Genomic DNA, 18,719 nt, shown 5'->3' on the forward strand with positions numbered 1-18,719 from the left:
AAGAAAAAACGCATACATTAAGTATGCGTAAATAATCGTTTCCTATAATGTTTTTTATTGTTAAATATCAATGAAATGTAGCTTTTCTTGTTTCAGCCATTGAAAGTAGCTCTTCCGCATGCTGTAAAGTTAACGAAGTAATTTCGGCTCCGGAAAGCATCCTCGATAATTCCTTCGTTCGCTCTATTTCAAATATTTCAGCAACGGCTGTTGTTGTCCGATTATCAGTTACTTCTTTTTTAATAAGAAGATGATGATCGGCCATTGCCGCCACTTGTGGAAGATGGGAAATGCAAAGCACTTGGGAATTTACTGCAATCATGGAAATTTTGTCAGCGATTGCCTGTGCGACCCGTCCACTTACACCAGTATCTACCTCATCAAAAATAATTGAAGTAATTCCTTGATGTTTTGAAAAAATTGTTTTTAACGCCAACATAATCCGTGATAGTTCACCGCCGGACGCTATTTTAACAAGTTGTTTTAATGGCTCACCGACATTTGTTGAAATTAGGAAAACAATATCATCAATTCCGTTACTGTCAAATACATTTGCTGGTTTTCTTGTAACAGAAACCTTAAAATCGGATTTTTCCATATGTAGTTCTTTTAATTGCTGCATAATCGCTTTTTCCAACACACTAGCAGATTTCTTCCTTATTATGGATAACTCGTTTGCTTCGATCTCCAAGTCCTTTTTTAACTGATCAAGCTTTTCTTGTTCTTCCACAATACGCGCATCTCGATTCAGCAACTGATCCAGCTCATCAGAAATCTTTTCCCGATAAATTAGGATATCCTCTATCGTTGTACCATATTTTCTTTTTAATGATAGAAGCAAAGCAAGACGGTCTTCTACAAAAGATAACCTCATAGGGTCGAATTCCATACTGTCAATTATACTTTTAAGCTCATGAGATACATCCTGAAGGGAATAGAAACATGACGAAATGATTTCAGCCTGTGAAGAAAGCTCTTTATCAATTGAAGCGGCATCTTCCAGATCGCTCATTGCCGATCCAACCCAATCCAAAGCGTGATTATCTCCGCCAATGGATTCAAATGCAGTATTCAACCGTTCGAAAAGCCGATTAAAATGTTGGAGTTTTAGCTTTTCCTCCTCAAGTTCTTCCTCTTCACCAACCTGTAGACCTGCTGCATCAATCTCTTTTAACTGGAAAGAATAAAGGTCTATACGCTGTGCAACCTGTTGTTCATTCTCATTAGCTGTTTCAAGTCTTCGCTTTAGTTTTACATAACGTTCATAAATATCATGGTAATTTTTATGGGCTTCAAATAAGGGCTGTCCTGCAAATTGATCAAGCAGGTGAATATGCCTTCTCTCATGCATAAGTTCCTGATTATCATGTTGGCCATGGATATCGATTAACTGAGAACCTATTTCACGTAAACTTGCAATAGTCACAAGCTTGCCATTAACCCTGCAAGACGTCTTACCATTTGAATTGATATCGCGCCTAAGTATAATATTGCCATCCTCGAAATCTATTCCAAAGTCATTTAACTTTTCAAAAACAGGATGATTTTCTTCTTCGATGATGAACATGCCTTCCAACTCCGCTTTATTTGCACCATGGCGAATAAATTCTTGGGAACCTCTTCCCCCGACTAGAAGCTGAATTGCATCAATAATTATAGACTTTCCGGCACCTGTTTCACCTGTTAAAACAGTTAAACCTTCTTCAAACGATACTTCAAGTTGTTCGATAATAGCGAAATTACGAATGGATAGTTCACTTAACATGTAAATACGAGCCTCCTTTATTGAAAATCAGGCTTATATTAGTGCTAATAACCTGGACTTCACTTCAATAGTTAGCGACTCATCCCTGCAAATAATCATGCAAGTATCATCCCCACAAATAGTTCCAAGCATTTCATCCCAGCCTAAATTATCGATAAGGGAACCTACAGCATGGGCGTTTCCTGGCAAGGTTTTCAGAATGATAAAATGACTTGCGCTATCCACACTGACGAATGCGTCGTTTAACATCCGTCCAAGTTTTTCTTCGGTATTGAACTTATTGACAGTCGGGATATTATATTTGTAACGGCCGTCAGGAAGAGGGACTTTAATAAGATGTAATTCCTTAATATCACGGGATACTGTCGCCTGTGTAACATCCACACCCGAACTTTTTAACATATCAACAAGTTGATCCTGAGTTTCCACTTCATTATTGGTGATAATCTCACGAATCCGTAAATGCCGTTGTCCCTTATTCATTTCAATCACTCCATTGCTTAATTATCACTGTAAGTTACTGAAAGGCTTTATGCGCCTCGTCGATCAATGATTCAAATTCAGATTGAGCGTAAGTTATAGCCGGCTCACTTACCGATTTTAAATGGTAAAGGAATTCAATGTTCCCTTCTCCACCAGTAACTGGTGAATATGAGATGCCTTGAAGTAAAAAACCCTCCCGTAAGGAAGCCTCCGCAATTTTCTGCAGTACTTCCAAATGCACGGATTTGTCCCTAACAATTCCCTTTTTCCCTACTTTGTCCTTTCCTGCTTCGAACTGTGGTTTAACAAGTGCAACTACATCTCCGCCGTGAGCAAGAATTTGTTTTAATGGAGGTAGGATTAATTTCAAAGAGATGAATGAAACATCAATGGTCGCGACTTCTGGAACACCGTCTTTAAACAGTTCAGGAGTAGCATGCCTGAAGTTTGTTTTCTCCATTACCGTAACCCGATCATCACTTCGTATCTTCCAGGCAAGCTGATTGGTGCCCACGTCTAAAGCATAACAATGCTTAGCTCCATTCTGAAGTGCGCAGTCGGTAAATCCGCCGGTGGATGAACCGATGTCCAAAACGATTTTACCATCAACGGTCATATCAAATAATTCCAAAGCCTTTTCCAGTTTCAAACCGCCACGGCTTACATATTTCAAAACCGCCCCTTTTACGATTAAAGGGGCGTCAATCTTAATCTTTTCTCCAGGTTTATCCAACCTTGTTTCGGCAGAGAATACGATTCCCGCCATTATCGAGCGTTTCGCTTGTTCCCTTGTTTCCACTAACCCTCTTTGGACAAGCAGGATATCGACCCGCTCCTTCTGTTGGCCGTTTGTCATACAATTTCCCTCGCAACACTAGTCTTGGCAACTGATTTTTCCATAGTTTTCACAACGTTTTCGCAAGTCAAGTCTATTTCCTCGAGCAATCTATCAACACTTCCGTGCTCGATGAATTCGTCAGGAATGCCTAACCTATTAATCGAAATATGCCCCATTGATACATCATGTGCATATTCAAGAACAGCGCTTCCAAATCCACCTGCCAATACGGCCTCTTCAACCGTAATGATTGGTTTCCCATCCTTAAATATCTCATCAAGCATTTCTGTGTCAAGGGGTTTGATGAACCTTGCATTTACCACTTTTACTTCAATGCCTTTTTTAGAAAGTGTTTCAGCCGCCTCGATAGCCATTGGAATCGTTGTTCCGAATGTCAAAATTGTCCCGTCTGCACCTTCACGAAGTACTTCCCATGTCCCGATTGGAATGGTTTTCAGTTTTTCATCCATTACGACTCCAAGTCCATTGCCTCGCGGATAGCGCATTGCAATCGGACCATCATCATAACTTAATGCAGTCTTCACCATATGCTGACCTTCGTTTTCATCTTTCGGCATCATAATAACAATGTTTGGCATATGCCGTAAAAACGCAATATCGAATACGCCCTGATGGGTTTCTCCGTCAGCTCCTACAAGTCCCGCACGATCAATTCCAATGAATACATTTAGTTTTTGACGAGTTATATCATGTAAAACTTGGTCGTATGCTCGTTGCAAGAATGTCGAATAAATTGCCAAAAACGGCTTCATACCTTGGGTTGCCAGGCCTGCTGCCATTGTTGCAGCATGCTGTTCCGCAATACCAACATCAAAGAAGCGTTCCGGGAATTCAGCTGCGAACGATTCGAGTTTCGAACCTACAGGCATCGCAGGTGTGATAGCTGCCACACGTTTATCCTCTCGAGCAATCTTCCTAACCGTTTCAGAAACAGTCCACTCCAAGATGGTGCAGTTGTCGGTGATTTCACAAAATCTCCTGTTTCAATCTTATATGGGCCAGTTCCATGCCACGTTCCGATTTTATCGTCCTCGGCAGGTCTAAATCCCTTACCCTTTTTCGTAATTACATGAAGGAGGACTGGACCATCCATTTTTTTAGCGTATTGGATGTTTCGTTCCAAATCAGTAAAGTCATGTCCGTCGATTGGACCAAGATAAGTAAATCCAAGCTCCTCAAAAAACACTCCTGATACGAGCAAATATTTCAAGCTATCTTTCACTCGTTCAGCAGCGGCTGCAACCTTCCCGCCAACAGCTGGAATTCTTTTGAGAAGATATTCAAGTTCATCCTTGGCACTGTTATACTTCCCAGCTGTCCTCAATTTTCCAAGTACAGCGTGAAGTGCACCTACGTTAGGCGCAATTGACATTTCGTTGTCATTTAGGACAACAATCATATTCGTTTTAAGATGGCCAATATGATTTAAGGCTTCTAAGGCCATACCGCCTGTCAATGCCCCATCTCCTATGACCGGTACAACATAGTTCGAGCCGCTTTGCATATCCCTTGCGGCTGCCATACCCATCGCTGCGGAAAGTGATGTTGAGCTATGGCCTGTTTCCCATACATCATGTGCGCTTTCGGACATTTTCGGGAACCCGCATAATCCCTTATATTGACGTAATGTATCAAATTGTCCCGCTCGGCCTGTTAATATCTTATGCACATACGCTTGATGTCCAACATCCCAGATAATCTTATCTTGAGGGCTATCAAACAGTTTATGCAATGCGATTGTCAATTCAACAACGCCTAAATTCGGTCCAATATGACCACCCGTCGTCGACAGGTTATGAATAAGGAATTTCCGAATTTCCTTTGCCAATTCCGTCATTTGTTCTTTATTAAATTTTTTCAAGAACGACGGATTCGCTATTTGAGTGAGATCCACTACTATCACACACCTTCATAATTTGATTGCCACGTTTGCGTCAGTAATGTTTTCATTATATCAAGAAGGCTCTTCAATAGAAACTTTTTGGCGAAAATCAGCATAACAGGCTATTTTAACTTTTAACGGTCAAGCATTTCTTTGCACGATATAGTCGGCGAAATGTTTTAACATAGAGTTTTCCTTTTTTATAAAGGAAAGGCACTCAATTGCGTCTTGGTGATATTTTTCAAGTTGTTGCTTAGCACCCTCAAGACCAAGAAGCGATGGATAAGTAGACTTATCACTTGCAGTATCACTGTTTGCAGTTTTACCAAGCTGCTCGGTAGTTGAAGTGACGTCAAGAATATCATCTTGGATTTGAAAAGCCAGCCCAATGTTTGTCGCATATTCCCGGAGTTGGTTCAACTCCTCTTCATCCGCACCAGCAAGAATTGCACCAGCTTCAATACAGAATGATAATAATGCGCCCGTCTTATTTCGGTGCACTTCTTCAAGCTCATCAAGCGTCAAAGTTGAGCTTTCGCCTTCCATATCGAGTATTTGGCCACCAACCATTCCATCTGCACCTGAAGCATTGGCAAGTAGAGCAATTAGTTTAACCACCTTTTCAGGACTTGTATGTTGTAAAGACGCTAAAATCCCAAAAGCAACCGTTTGCAAGGCATCACCAGCAAGGACTGCTGTAGCTTCCCCATACACTTTGTGATTCGTAGGTTTACCTCTTCTGAAATCGTCATCATCCATGCAAGGTAAGTCGTCATGAATAAGGGAATATGTATGAATAAGTTCGGCTGCACAAGCAACTTTCAGAGCATCTTCCGAAGTAGTCTTTCCGAAATCGGCCAAAACCGCAAGGACAAGGAGTGGTCTTATCCGTTTTCCGCCAGCATTGACAGAATAAAGCATCGAGTCTTTCAAATTGATCGGAGAATTTTTCGATTGGATTAATTGATTCATCTCCGCATCAATCAGGGGTGTCTTTTCTGAGATAAATTGTTGTAAATAGTTATTCATCGGAATCTTGTCCTTTCGCCGGATTGAACGAAGTAGGCTTCCCTTCTTTATCAATTATAGTAATTAGCTGCTCTTCAGCATCCTGCAATTTCCCATGGCAATATGCAGATAGCTCCATTCCCTTTTTATAAAGTGTAATGGCATCTTCCAAGGGAACATCACCTGATTCCAACTTTTGAACGATATCTTCCAATTTAGACATCGCCTCTTCAAATCGGAGTGTTTCATTGCTCATTTGAATCTTCCTCCTTGTCCTTCATCTTGATTGACTTGATGTCCGCCTCTACCGTTCCATCTGGCAGCCGGACTTGTACAGTTGAACCCACTTTAAGGCTATTAACTGAATTGACGACATTTCCCTCTTTATAAACAATTGAAAAACCGCGTTCCATGACGTCCAAAGGGTTTAGGGCCCTTAACATTCTGATGATGGAATTGAAATTATCCTGATTCTTGCACATATCGCTTTGAATTGAACGTGTCATTCTTTCAACTAACAAGTCCATATTTCTGCTTTCCTCTTTTATTCGCTGCAGTGGTGAATAATATGAAAGCATTCTATCCAATCGCTCATGGTTGTGCTTACGATTCGCAGTTATGTCATTTTTGTTTCTTAGTAACCTGTCGTCCAAGTTAGCCATTTTTTCAGTGAAAGGACGATAAAGTCTCTCTGGGAATTGTAACGGGTATGATTGCTGAGTAGTTGTCAGTCGTTTACGTTCATGTTTAATTTGATGTGAAAATGACCTATAAATTGAACGTTTCCGATCCAATATCCTTTCAAACAATTCCTCACGCGAAGGGACGGCTAATTCAGCCGCTGCGGTAGGAGTCGGGGCTCTCATGTCAGCGACAAAATCCGCAATTGTCGTATCCGTCTCATGACCAACTGCACTAATAATTGGTATGCGACATGAAAAGATCGCCCTCGCTACTATCTCTTCATTAAATGCCCATAAATCCTCTATAGAGCCACCACCACGACCTATGATCAGTACATCTACTGAACCATAAGACTCTGCTGAACTGATTGCCTTGACAATAGAGGGCGCAGCTTGAGGACCTTGCACGATAGCAGGGAATAAACAGATCTCCGCCAAAGGATAACGTCGTTGTATGGTGGAGCAGATATCCCGAATTGCAGCCCCAGATTGTGCAGTAATTACACCAATTCGCCTTGGAAGTGAAGGTAATCTTTGCTTCCATCTTTCGTCGAAAAGTCCTTCTTTTGCTAACGCTTTCTTTAGTTGCTCGAATGCAAGGTAAAGAGCACCGACACCATCAGGTTGCATAGATTGAACGTAAAGTTGATATTGGCCACTTGATTCGAAAACATTCACGTCACCAGTAATAAGGACGTTCATCCCTTCTTCAGGTTTGAATTTTAGTGAATTTGCTGCAGAACGGAACATGGCGGATTGTATCCTGCTTTTATCATCCTTTAATGTAAAATAAATATGCCCACTTGGATGAATCTTAACATTGGATAATTCGCCTTTTACGAAAACATTCCTAAGGTAAGGATCCGCCTCGAATTTCCGTTTTATGTATTTTGTTAATGTAAATACAGAGAGATAGGGATTTTCAGTCATCTTTTCACCTCCAGTTCACCGACGATATAAACGCTGTCTTTCCTGCGAAAAACAGCGTCCAGACACCATTACTTTATAAGTATTTTAATTGCTTCACGCATCTTCAAACCTGAAGATTACTCATCTTCTTTTCACTTGCAATTTCCGCGCTTTGAAGTGTGTTTTTCAAAAGCATTGTAATCGTCATCGGACCTACTCCACCAGGTACAGGGGTAATAGCGGAAGCTACCTCTTTCGCTTTTTCAAAATCTACATCTCCGCATAATTTACCATTCTCATCTCGGTTCATACCTACGTCAATGACAACCGAACCTTCTTTAATATGCTCGTCCGTGACAAATTTAGCGCGGCCGATAGCAACAATGAGAATATCCGCTTGTTTTGTGTAGGACGCAAGATCCTTCGTTTTCGAATGGCAATATGTGACCGTTGCATCTTTTTGAAGCAGCAATTGTCCCATCGGTTTGCCGACTATATTACTTCTTCCAATAACGACTACATGTTTTCCTGCAATTTCAACACCAGTACGCTCAAGCATTTCCATAATCCCATGGGGCGTGCATGGAAGGTATGCCACTTGTCCAATCATCATTTTACCGACATTTTGAGGGTGGAAACCATCTACATCCTTATTAGGGTCTATCTTTTGGATGACTAAATCTTCATTGATATGTTCTGGTAAAGGCAATTGAACTAAAATGCCATGGATGGAGTCGTCTTGATTCAACTTTTCAACTTGGTCCAAAAGTTCCTTTTCAGAAACAGTTGCCGGCAAATTGATCACTTCGGACCTTATTCCGACTTCAGCACTTGATTTCTCTTTATTTCTAACATATGTTTTTGAAGCGGGATTTTCTCCAACGAGTATTACTGCGAGGCCCGGCGTCGTGCCAGATGATTTCAAATTGCTGACACCTTGCTTAATTTCCTCCCTGAGTTCTTTTCCGATTGCTACACCATTGATTAATTGAGCAGTCATCTATTTCCCCTCCACATAAGTTTGTTATTTTTCTTCGAATTTAGATAGGACGCCATTAACAAAGCGGCCGGATTTTCATCCCCAAATTGTTTACAAAGTTCAATCGCTTCGTTTAGTACTACTCGATGTGGTACATCTACATGGTGAAGAAGTTCATAAACAGCAAGTCTGAGGACCGTTCTTTCAATTTTCGGCAACCGGTCAAGTGACCAATTTTCAAGTTTGTCTGCGAGTACCGCATCGATTTCATCACGATATTCAGTAGTTCCTTTGACAAGTGATTCATAGAAAGGGTCGATAGGGCCATCTGTTATATACGTTATCGCTTCCTCTATTGACATTTCTGTGTTATCCAGCTGAAAAAGGGTTTGTACCGCTTTTTCACGTGCTTCTCTTCGTTTCATAAATTTGTCTCCTTCGCTACTATATCTCTTGGGCTATATCATAGCATATTCGGTTGATGAAGATATAGCAGGACAAGTTGAAAAGCACCATCCGATGGACGATGCTTTTCTTCTTATTCGTTATCCTCTGTTACATCAAAATCGATACCTGTTACATGGATATTTATTTCTTTAGTCTCAAGTGAAGTCATATTGAGTACGGTGTGACGGATCTGTTTTTGAATTTCCGTAGCTACTTCAGGTATTGGGTAGCCGTATTGGACAACACAATAAACATCGACAATAAGCTTATCTTCGATCCAATCGATCTTAACACCTTTACCATGAAATACTTTTCCGAACTTTTCTGCTACCCCTGTTGCAAAATTGCCTTTTGTTGTTGCGACACCTTCTACTTCGTTTGTAGCGATGCCAATTATTACTTCGAGGACTTCAGGAGCTAACTGGACGCGTCCTAAAACCGCGTCTCCATTTGAACTCTTTCCAGCAAATGAAGGATTTGTCTTATCAGCCATTCCACTTCTCCTCCTACTATCTAAAATTACTTTTATTCCATTACGGAGTATTTCTCAAGAAACTTTGTATCAAAGTCGCCGGATTTGAACACTTCGTTGTTCATTAGGTTGTAATGGAACGGTACAGTAGTTTCCACGCCTTCAATAATGAATTCGTCAAGTGCACGTTTCATCCTTGCTACCGCTTCTTCACGAGTATCGGCATGGACGATGAGTTTTGCGACCATTGAATCATAGAAAGGCGGGATTGAATATCCAGTATAAACCGCTGAGTCAACCCTTACTCCGTATCCACCTGGAGGCATATACATTGTAACTTTACCTGGGGACGGCATGAAATTCTTCGATGGGTTTTCTGCATTTATACGGCATTCGATTGACCATCCATTGATTTTAATATCTTTTTGACGGAAGGCTAACTTCTCACCCGCAGCAACTTTTAATTGCTGTTGGATTAAATCTATTCCAGTAATCATCTCTGTGACAGGATGTTCTACCTGGATACGTGTGTTCATTTCCATGAAATAGAACTTTTGATTAATATGATCGAATATGAATTCAACAGTTCCCGCTCCACGGTAATTAACTGCCTTAGCAGCCTTAACTGCCGCGTCACCCATCTGCTCCCTGATTTTAGGAGTTAATGCTGGGGATGGAGCTTCCTCTACAAGCTTCTGCATTCGTCGTTGGATTGAGCAATCACGTTCACCTAAATGAATGGTATTGCCATACTTATCCGCAAGAACTTGTACTTCTACGTGGCGGAAAACCTCTATATATTTTTCAAGATATACTCCTGGATTACCGAATGCAGCAGCAGCTTCTTTTTGGGTGATCTTGATGCCTTTAACTAACTCATCTTCATCCCTTGCAACACGGATCCCTTTTCCACCACCACCTGCAGTTGCTTTAATGATGACTGGGAAACCGATTTCTTTAGCTACTTTAAGCCCTTCGATTTCATCTTCAACAAGGCCGTCGGATCCTGGTACAATCGGAACTCCGGCTTGTTTCATCGTTTCTCTCGCGACATCTTTCGTTCCCATTTTCGAAATTGCATCCGAGGTTGGGCCAATGAATTCGATATTCACTTCTTCGCATAGTTCAGCGAAACTTGCATTTTCTGCGAGGAAACCATAACCCGGATGAATTCCATCACAGCCAGTCAATTTGGCTACGCTAATAATATTGGAAAAGTTCAAGTAGCTGTCTTTAGAAAGTTTCGGACCAATGCAATATGCTTCGTCTGCAAGCTCAACGTGTAGAGCTTCTCGGTCAGCTTCTGAATAGACTGCCACAGTTTTAATATCCATCTCTTTGCATGCGCGGATAATTCTTACTGCAATTTCCCCGCGGTTAGCTATCAATACTTTTTTCATTTCTGTAACCCCCCTCAGTTTTGTTTGACGAGGAAGAGAGGTTGTCCGTATTCAACCAATTGACCGTCTTCCACAAGAATCTCCACGATTTCTCCGGACACTTCAGCTTCGATTTCATTGAAGAGCTTCATCGCTTCTACGATACAAACGATTTTCTCTGGGCTGACGGAGTCCCCTTTTTTAACATATGAAGGTGTATCCGGTGATGAAGACTGGTAGAATGTGCCGACCATCGGAGATGTGATTTTGTGTAAAGAAGGATCAACTGCTGCGGCAGATGAGTTCGATATATTCTCGTTGTTTGTTGTTTCAACTTTTTCTTGTTTAGGCTCATCTTGTTTAACTTCTTGCGTTGCCGGTGTTTCTTGTTTAACTGGTTCCGCATTTTTTTGTTCCGTTTGCACATGTGCATTCGAATTACCTTTTTCCAATTTTATCTTCGTGCCTTCTGATTCAAATGTAAATTTCTCAATTGAGGATTGGTCGATTAATTTAATGATTTCTCGGATTTCTTGAATTTTCAACATTGACAATTCTCCTGACTCTAATTTTTTTCTATACTACATCTATTTTAGACGTTTTTCATACATATTGAAATAGATATAGTCGATTTACTTCGAAAAAGAGTCGGTTAATAAGAAAAAGACCTTTTAGGGCCTAGTCTTAGAATTATTCCATAAATTCAACCTGGACAGTACGTGCATTTTCCCAGCTCGTCATTACATATTGTGTGATTTCTGCCGCCATTTTAGATGAATGTCCATCTTCAGCAATGACAGTAACAGTTACTTTGCCCTTTTCCATTTTTACAAATGCATCAGGAAAGCCAAGGTTTCTTATTTGAATCTCCATCATTTCTTCCGCAGATGTCTGTTTGTTGAGTTCATTTAATTCCTCATATGCCGCTATTTTATCTTCTGCTGACAAAGCTGAATCTAACATTTTTGTCGTCAACAGGGCTTTCTCCGTGCTTCTTTCATTCATCAAATTCATTCTCATTTCCTCAAATTGCATGGCGTCCGCATAGACAGGTTTTATTGCACTTTCGACATCCGGCTTAGAAACTGTAACTTTATCATTATCTCCAAAAATTGCCATTGCATCTAAATCCATCGGTGCTTCCTTTTTCAAATAATAGATTGAGATCACCGCTACGAGACTTAGTAGAGTTAGGAACCAGACAGTTCGTTTATTCGCTTTCAATATATATCCCCCTTTTATTCATTTCCTCGACGACAATCCGATGTTCTGGCAATTGGAGAACCGCCGATAAGATTCGTTTGATTTTGTTTTTCGTCATGGGATTGTCCGCACCTTCCGCAACGACGAGGATCCCTTGCAACGGGTTCTGTTTTTCAGACTTGGTGCCGGATACTGAAAAGTAATCTGTTAATGGGCTTGACTCATCTTTCGGTTCAGAATGTGTGTAGATGAACACTTCCCCAATTCCTTCAATTTTCATCAACGCTTGTTCAAGTGCAGAAACCTCTCGACTCTCCTCCCCTTTCTTATTTCCCCCTCCCATCGAACCAATTGTAGAATTGATGAAAATTATGAGGATCGCGAGTAGCGTTCCGATGAAGAGCATATGAAGTTTTCGTTTTGGTTTTTGCATATAATCACCATTTCATTCTTCGAGCCGGATATGGTTCGTGTCATCTATGTTGCATGATATGCTTGTTCAGAAGAGGCTATGACCAAAAATTGTGGTGATAGAATGAATGATCCAAATTCCTATAGCCATCTTCATTAAAGGTAGAAATTCATCTTCCAGCTCCCCGGGCAATATAAGTGACAAGACGGAAGATAAAATGCAGAGTAATAGTAATCCGCTTAAAAACCCCTGCAAGCCACCCCTCATTTCATTTCACAACTGTTATTAATTTGACAAGGATGACTGTAAATAGCGCGGTATAGATGAACGCGAATGCGACCAAGAAAGAGACGGCGCAAAGTACAAACAATGTCTTGCCGATGTCATCGAGTATGCCTGTGATTTCTTCGTTCGCAAATGGTTCAATGATTGCTGCCGTCCATCGATAAAGAAAGCCTGTCAGCAAGGTCTTTAGCGTCGGCAATAGGGCAACAGACCAGATTGTAATAATTAGCCACGCCCCGATGAACACACTTGCTCCTGAGGAATAACGTCCGATAGCCCCCAAACTATCCGTCATGAACGAACCAATTAGTGGAATGTTTTGACGGATCAACTCCTTTATCGGTTCGCTTGTTACACCTGTCAATGCCCATGATATTGTTCCTCCTGCTGTGATGAAGATTGAATAAGCAGCAACCATTGCAGATACAAGGCTAATAAGGGATGTCCGTAACAAGTCGGCCATCTTCGTAAAAGGGATTGAAGGATTTAGTCTCGACAGGATGTCAAACAGCATCGTAGCGGACAATAATGGAATCAGGATTTTATCTGCCAGTATGACTGCGCCATTCGCGAATAACAACATAGCTGGCTGGAAATTCAACATACTGAATGAACCTCCAGAAGCAATTATGCTTGCCGTCAATAATGGATAGATTGAGATGAACATGGATGCGATATTTTGTGTAATGGACCTTATCATTTGAAAATGCTCGAATGCCGGTTGAAGGACAACTGTGAGCACAATGAAAAAAAGAAACATTCTCGTCCATTTACTGAACGAAGGAAATAGAAAATCCAATACTAATACCATAAAAGAGGAAATAATAACGACGATAAAACTGGAAAGTACAGTTCCGATTACGGATTCAAGCATAGCTATCATGGATTCTTCATCCGATCATTTAATAATAAATTTGGATAGTGATTCAATTAACGCTGATAATTGTGGTAGCCAAAGTGATAAAATTACGATTTTGACAGCGAAATGAGCTACTTTTGCTATTGAGTCGTACCCTGCTTCTGATACATGTTTTACAATTATTTCCGAGAAGTAGAATAGAAGGACACTTCCGATCAGTAACTTCACAAATGGACCCGGTATTGGGGCGAATAGCTGCATAAAAGTTTTTCCGAAAGGTACGATGACTGTCATACCGACATACGACAGGAAGATGAAAAAAATGGCTGCGTAAATGATCGGTTGTAAACTTTTGGTGACAAATGACACGGTTAGTAGAAGGAGATAAATGACAATCAGTTGAAAGAGTGTAACCATATTTAGAATGCCAGAGAAAGCCATTGAAAGAACTCAGCGATTTCTAAGAAGAAAATTCTGAGGAAACGGATCATTTCAGCGGCAATGTAAATATAGGCTACGAAGAAAAGAAAGAATGAGAACTCCTTCTTACCGGTCTGTTCGAAGAAAACGTGTAAAAATCCAATGACCAATCCAATACCGGCTATTCTCAGTAAATCATTCATTCCAATTCGGGTTCCCCTTCATGTAACAACTTATGAAAGGGCGTGGTGAAATATGATAAGCATAAACGCAAAAACACTTCGCTTCCTAATTTAGGAAACGAAGTGTTTTTTAAAATTAATTATGCTCTTGATACGTATTCACTTTCTTCTGTGTTGATGATTAGTTTGTCACCAACGTTGACGAAGAATGGTACTTGTACGATGAGACCTGTTTCGAGTGTTGCAGGCTTGGAGCCGCCGCTTGCAGTGTCGCCTTTGATGCCCGGTTCAGTTTCAGTTACTTCAAGAGTTACTGTTGCAGGTAGTTCAACCCCAAGGATTTCATCTTTGTAGGAAATGATATGAACTTCCATGTTTTCTCTTAAGAATTTCAATTCTTCTTCGATTTGTCCTGAAGGCAATTCGATTTGCTCATATGATTCATTATCCATGAAAACATGGTCGTCACCGTTTGCATATAAGTATTGCATGCGACGGTTGTCGATTTGTGCCTTTGCCACTTTTTCACCCGCACGGAATGTCTTTTCATTCACGTTTCCGGAACGCAGGTTACGTAGTTTTGAACGGACAAATGCAGCACCTTTTCCTGGCTTAACGTGTTGGAAATCAATGACGCGCCAAATATCCCCGTCCACTTCGATGGTAAGACCTGTTTTAAATTCGTTTACTGAAATCATTCTGTTTCCTCCATTATGTTCGTTATAGGATGATTAATTCTTTTGGTGAATGTGTCAAACGGACATTTCCTTCTTCGGTGATAATTATATCATCCTCAATACGGACACCGCCAATTCCTGGTAGGTAAATCCCTGGCTCAACAGTTACTGCCATATTCGGAACAAGAACAGTTTCCGATCTGAATGATAATCCTGGTCCTTCATGGACCTCTAAACCAATACCATGTCCAGTCGAATGTCCGAATGCATCGCCATAACCTTTTGACTTGATGTAGTCTCGCGCCACTGCATCAGCTTCTATACCAGTCATACCCGGTTTGATCTGTTCTAAAGCCATTTGTTGTGCGGCACGTGTCACTTCGTAGATTTCTTTCATTTTTTCAGACGGTTCTCCAACTGCAACTGTTCGAGTAATGTCTGAAATATAACCGTTGTAAATAGCCCCAAAATCTAAAGTGACCATGTCACCAGACTCAATGACTTTATCGGAAGCGACACCATGTGGTAAAGCTCCCCGCTCACCTGAAGCTACAATCGTATCGAAAGATGATGATGTAGCACCTTGTTTTCTCATGAACATTTCAAGTTCGTTAGATACTTCAAGCTCTGTTACACCTGGTTTTATGAACGTGCAAATATGCGCAAATGCGTCATCTGCAATTTTCGCTGCTTGCTTGAGAATTTCAATTTCTTCTGTAGTTTTTACCATCCGAAGCTCTTCGATGATACCGGATACCGGTTTTAATTCCGCATCTACTTTTTCATTGTACGTGTCATACATACCAAATGTAAGATTATCTTTTTCAAATCCAAGCGTGTTAACATTCATTTCTTTAACTTGCACAGCAACCTCTTCAATGAGTGTCTTTTCGTGTTTCAGGATACGGAACCCTTGCACCTGCTTAGCCGCCTGTTCTGTATACCGGAAATCCGTGATAAATACAGCGTCTTCAGCAGATATGACAGCCACCCCAGCACTGCCTGTAAATCCGGTAATATAACGTCGGTTATAAGGATTTGTTACCAATAATGCATCGATTCCACTTTTCTTCAGTGATTCACGTAATTTTGACAGTTTCATAGCTTTACCCCTTTTCTACGGAGAAGGAAAGCTTGGAGTGCAAGCTCATAACCGCTTGTGCCAAAACCGGATAACTGTCCGATACACACTGGAGCGATTAAAGAAGTATGTCTGAATGGCTCCCGACTATGTATATTTGAAATATGGATTTCGATAACCGGAATATCCACCGAAGCAATAGCATCCCTTATTGCAATGCTTGTATGTGTGTAAGCACCTGGATTAAAAATAATTCCGTCGTAACCGAAGTCATATGCCTCATGGATTTTATCAATTAAGGCGCCTTCGCTGTTAGATTGATAAAAGAAAAGTTCAACGAAGCTCTCTGAAGCAATTGTTTGCAGTTTTTGTTCGACATCCGCCAACGTCTCTGCTCCATAAATATCCGGTTCCCTTTTTCCAAGCCTATTCAAGTTCGGTCCATTCAGAACTAGCAGTTTCACCGCCGCACCATTCCTCTCACCATTTTCTTTCCCATTTTATCACATCGCTACATTGTCGCAACCTATTTTTAGTCGTTATTTGAAGATTTCACCTCGTAAACGGCCGTACCTGTTACGAATCTGCTGACAACCGCAATAATTGAAAGGAATGGAATTGAAATCGACTTGACACCTTCCGATAGAGATGTTGGTGAGAAAATGACCCACTCGAGGGCTACTGCGCAAATCACACTTATAACTATAGCTGTAATGGCTGGCGAAATGCTGACTGTTAATTTTGAAACCAAATAAAAAATACCGAAAGCGATTAGTAGAATAACAAATAATAGTGCCCATTTCGGCGCTTCATGTTTGGAACCAAAAATTAACCATTTTTCCGCCCAACCAACAGGTGACCATTTTATGAAATTGAAAAAATGCAATGATTTTAAAGAGATTAATGTAAATAAAGCTGCAAATAAAGTTGTCCATACCATAGTTCTGCTCATATTTTGTAATTCCTCCTTAAAAGAAGTGTCGGGAAAGATTAGGTTTTTTAAACCTAAAAGGTGGTGTAATGATGCGATTTTTTGTACAATAATATGATAAGATAGTTGTTATCACAATAGCGGATAAGGCTTTCCGATTCGATTAAAATTTCAATCGCAATGATTGCGGTACATGCGATTCTCATTTAAAAAAAGAAGGTGTTGGGTAAATTATGACCAAAAAGCAACAGCCGCCTACATATGGTGGCCAAGCCCTTATAGAAGGTGTAATGTTTGGCAGCAAGAACCATACGGTGACAGCAATTAGACGTAAAGATGATTCACTGGATTACTTTTATGTTCCGAAAGAACAGAAGCCAATCTCTACGAAGCTTAAAAAAATACCTTTTATCAGAGGAATTGTAGCATTGGTCGAATCAGCAGGCATTGGATCCAGACACTTAACGTTCGCAAATGAACGGTATGACGTGATGCCTGGAGAAGAGGTTGTGGAAGAACAGGAATCTTCAAAGTTGGCTATGGTTTTAGGTGTAGCGGCAGTGGGTGTTCTATCATTCTTGTTCGGAAAGTTCGCTTTTACTTTAGTTCCCGTGTTTTTGGCACAAATGTTAGATTTTATAGCTCCCGGTAAAACAGCACAGATTCTATTGGAAAGCTTCTTCAAGCTTGCGTTGTTATTGATATACATTTCTCTTATATCGATGACACCTCTTATCAAACGCGTGTTTCAATATCATGGTGCGGAGCATAAAGTAATCAATACTTATGAAAACGGATTACCGTTGACTGTGGAAAATGTACAGTCGCAGTCACGCCTGCATTTCCGTTGCGAAGTAGCTTTTTATTATTCACCGTTATTGTCGGGATGTTCATCTATTTCCTTGTTCCAACAGATCCATTCTGGCTACGGATTGTCAATCGAATTTTATTAATCCCAGTCGTGATTGGTGTATCTTTCGAAGTGTTACAATTTACGAATAGCCTCCGGAATATTCCAGTACTGAAGTATTTGGGATACCCTGGTTTGTGGCTTCAGTTATTGACTACAAAAGAACCCGAGGATAATCAAGTAGAAGTGGCAATCGCTTCTTTTAATAAGTTATTGGAAATTGAAGAGCAAGGAATTGAAAATGTCGAGATTTTAAAATCGACGGATGCAAAAGTGCAAAATTCTACAGTTCCGGTCAATTAATAAAAGGAAGTGTCCCGATAAATGGACACTTCCTTTTTATATGAACAGATATGAATTACTGTGGTTGCTCTTCATTGCCTTTAAGATAATTGAAGTATAACCCGACTTACCAATTACTTCATTTTGTTTGTTTAAGTAAAGCGCCATTTATTTATTTGGGATTGATAACAATACAGAATCACCATTAAAACTTCCACTACAATCTCTGAGAATATATTGTTTTATATCTTTCTCTATTTCAATTGTTAACCCTTGGCAATCATATTCCTCAATAAATTCACCATCTACACTTTGTGAAACATTAATGCTCTTTCCGTCAAACGCCAATGTCTTGACGCCACGTTGTCCCTATACCATACTGAATATAGTTTATTTTTGCATCACTTTGATTTTCTACACTTTCAACAAATTTATCTAAACCCTCCAAGTTTTTAATGTCATTATGACTATTTACAACTTCCTCAATTTGATTTGAAGAACCTTGGTTACATCCAAATAGCGCAAAACTAAGTACTGCTACTAAAATAAATAATCTTCTCATACCATCCCCCCTCATTAGTTATTTGACGATTCACTTTTCTGATATACTC

Annotated in this window: 21 protein-coding genes and 3 pseudogenes; 1 reads left to right on the forward strand and 23 read right to left on the reverse strand. The window is 40.3% G+C overall.

All coding sequences use genetic code 11. From position 1 onward, the window contains the following. Positions 1-67 precede the first annotated feature (67 nt). The 21 genes and pseudogenes from recN to QNH10_RS15030 form a co-directional block, all read right to left on the reverse strand. Positions 68-1,765 (reverse strand): DNA repair protein RecN, encoded by a 1,698-nt coding sequence (recN, locus tag QNH10_RS14930; protein ID WP_283732163.1) that lies wholly within the window; start codon positions 1,763-1,765, stop codon positions 68-70. A 33-nt stretch (positions 1,766-1,798) separates the two neighbouring features. Then, a complete protein-coding gene (gene ahrC / locus QNH10_RS14935; protein WP_283732164.1) occupies positions 1,799-2,248 on the reverse strand; it encodes a transcriptional regulator AhrC/ArgR in 450 nt (149 codons plus the stop codon). A 34-nt stretch (positions 2,249-2,282) separates the two neighbouring features. Then, positions 2,283-3,104, reverse strand: a complete 822-nt coding sequence (locus QNH10_RS14940; protein WP_283732166.1) for a TlyA family RNA methyltransferase — start codon at positions 3,102-3,104, stop codon at positions 2,283-2,285. Next, a pseudogene (dxs, locus tag QNH10_RS14945) lies at positions 3,101-5,001 on the reverse strand (1-deoxy-D-xylulose-5-phosphate synthase). Before dxs ends, QNH10_RS14940 begins: the two are co-directional and overlap by 4 nt. A 129-nt stretch (positions 5,002-5,130) precedes the next feature. After that, complete coding sequence (locus QNH10_RS14950; protein WP_283732167.1) at positions 5,131-6,018, reverse strand: polyprenyl synthetase family protein; 888 nt, start codon at positions 6,016-6,018, stop codon at positions 5,131-5,133. Then, complete coding sequence (xseB, locus tag QNH10_RS14955) at positions 6,011-6,253, reverse strand: exodeoxyribonuclease VII small subunit (protein ID WP_283732168.1); 243 nt, start codon at positions 6,251-6,253, stop codon at positions 6,011-6,013. Before xseB ends, QNH10_RS14950 begins: the two co-directional genes overlap by 8 nt. Then, a complete protein-coding gene (gene xseA, locus QNH10_RS14960; protein ID WP_283732169.1) occupies positions 6,243-7,610 on the reverse strand; it encodes an exodeoxyribonuclease VII large subunit in 1,368 nt (455 codons plus the stop codon). The genes xseB and xseA overlap by 11 nt, the downstream gene beginning before the upstream one ends. 103 nt (positions 7,611-7,713) lie before the next feature. Then, positions 7,714-8,589: a bifunctional methylenetetrahydrofolate dehydrogenase/methenyltetrahydrofolate cyclohydrolase FolD gene (gene folD / locus QNH10_RS14965; RefSeq protein WP_283732170.1), complete on the reverse strand. Its 876-nt coding sequence runs from the start codon at positions 8,587-8,589 to the stop codon at positions 7,714-7,716. Positions 8,590-8,613: 24 nt separating this feature from the next. Next, a pseudogene (gene nusB, locus QNH10_RS14970) lies at positions 8,614-8,993 on the reverse strand (transcription antitermination factor NusB). A 113-nt stretch (positions 8,994-9,106) separates the two neighbouring features. Then, a complete protein-coding gene (locus tag QNH10_RS14975) occupies positions 9,107-9,508 on the reverse strand; it encodes an Asp23/Gls24 family envelope stress response protein (RefSeq protein WP_283732171.1) in 402 nt (133 codons plus the stop codon). Positions 9,509-9,540: 32 nt separating this feature from the next. Then, a complete protein-coding gene (gene accC / locus QNH10_RS14980; protein WP_283732172.1) occupies positions 9,541-10,887 on the reverse strand; it encodes an acetyl-CoA carboxylase biotin carboxylase subunit in 1,347 nt (448 codons plus the stop codon). Between the two features lie 14 nt (positions 10,888-10,901). Further along, positions 10,902-11,414, reverse strand: coding sequence for an acetyl-CoA carboxylase biotin carboxyl carrier protein (gene accB, locus QNH10_RS14985; protein ID WP_283732173.1), 513 nt, complete (start codon positions 11,412-11,414; stop codon positions 10,902-10,904). Positions 11,415-11,556: 142 nt separating this feature from the next. Then, a complete protein-coding gene (locus tag QNH10_RS14990; RefSeq protein WP_283732174.1) occupies positions 11,557-12,090 on the reverse strand; it encodes a SpoIIIAH-like family protein in 534 nt (177 codons plus the stop codon). Further along, on the reverse strand, positions 12,077-12,502 hold the full coding sequence (locus tag QNH10_RS14995; RefSeq protein WP_283732175.1) for a hypothetical protein: 426 nt from the start codon (positions 12,500-12,502) through the stop codon (positions 12,077-12,079). The genes QNH10_RS14990 and QNH10_RS14995 overlap by 14 nt, the downstream gene beginning before the upstream one ends. A 247-nt stretch (positions 12,503-12,749) precedes the next feature. Beyond that, complete coding sequence (locus QNH10_RS15000; protein WP_283732176.1) at positions 12,750-13,649, reverse strand: stage III sporulation protein AE; 900 nt, start codon at positions 13,647-13,649, stop codon at positions 12,750-12,752. A 15-nt stretch (positions 13,650-13,664) separates the two neighbouring features. Further along, complete coding sequence (locus QNH10_RS15005; RefSeq protein ID WP_283732177.1) at positions 13,665-14,066, reverse strand: SpoIIIAC/SpoIIIAD family protein; 402 nt, start codon at positions 14,064-14,066, stop codon at positions 13,665-13,667. Continuing rightward, positions 14,045-14,248, reverse strand: coding sequence for a SpoIIIAC/SpoIIIAD family protein (locus QNH10_RS15010; RefSeq protein ID WP_430541070.1), 204 nt, complete (start codon positions 14,246-14,248; stop codon positions 14,045-14,047). Before QNH10_RS15010 ends, QNH10_RS15005 begins: the two co-directional genes overlap by 22 nt. A 119-nt stretch (positions 14,249-14,367) precedes the next feature. Beyond that, positions 14,368-14,925, reverse strand: a complete 558-nt coding sequence (efp, locus tag QNH10_RS15015) for an elongation factor P (RefSeq protein WP_283732178.1) — start codon at positions 14,923-14,925, stop codon at positions 14,368-14,370. A 22-nt stretch (positions 14,926-14,947) separates the two neighbouring features. Next, positions 14,948-16,006, reverse strand: a complete 1,059-nt coding sequence (locus QNH10_RS15020; protein ID WP_283732179.1) for a M24 family metallopeptidase — start codon at positions 16,004-16,006, stop codon at positions 14,948-14,950. After that, positions 16,003-16,449: a type II 3-dehydroquinate dehydratase gene (gene aroQ / locus QNH10_RS15025; protein WP_283732180.1), complete on the reverse strand. Its 447-nt coding sequence runs from the start codon at positions 16,447-16,449 to the stop codon at positions 16,003-16,005. Before aroQ ends, QNH10_RS15020 begins: the two co-directional genes overlap by 4 nt. Positions 16,450-16,517: 68 nt before the next feature. Continuing rightward, positions 16,518-16,937 (reverse strand): hypothetical protein, encoded by a 420-nt coding sequence (locus QNH10_RS15030; protein WP_283732181.1) that lies wholly within the window; start codon positions 16,935-16,937, stop codon positions 16,518-16,520. A gap of 212 nt (positions 16,938-17,149) precedes the next feature. On the opposite strand from QNH10_RS15030, the pseudogene QNH10_RS15035 reads away from it, so the two are divergent. Beyond that, positions 17,150-18,129 (forward strand): annotated as a pseudogene (locus QNH10_RS15035) (DUF1385 domain-containing protein). 147 nt (positions 18,130-18,276) lie between these two features. On the opposite strand, the gene QNH10_RS15040 reads toward QNH10_RS15035, so the two are convergent. Beyond that, the gene (locus tag QNH10_RS15040) at positions 18,277-18,456 is read right to left on the reverse strand and encodes a hypothetical protein (RefSeq protein WP_283732182.1); all 180 of its coding nucleotides are present in this window, start codon (positions 18,454-18,456) and stop codon (positions 18,277-18,279) included. Beyond that, positions 18,446-18,670, reverse strand: a complete 225-nt coding sequence (locus tag QNH10_RS15045) for a DUF4362 domain-containing protein (RefSeq protein WP_283732183.1) — start codon at positions 18,668-18,670, stop codon at positions 18,446-18,448. Before QNH10_RS15045 ends, QNH10_RS15040 begins: the two co-directional genes overlap by 11 nt. Positions 18,671-18,719 lie beyond the last annotated feature (49 nt).

The sequence above is a fragment of the Sporosarcina thermotolerans genome (assembly GCF_030067815.1).
Classification (GTDB): domain Bacteria; phylum Bacillota; class Bacilli; order Bacillales_A; family Planococcaceae; genus Sporosarcina; species Sporosarcina thermotolerans.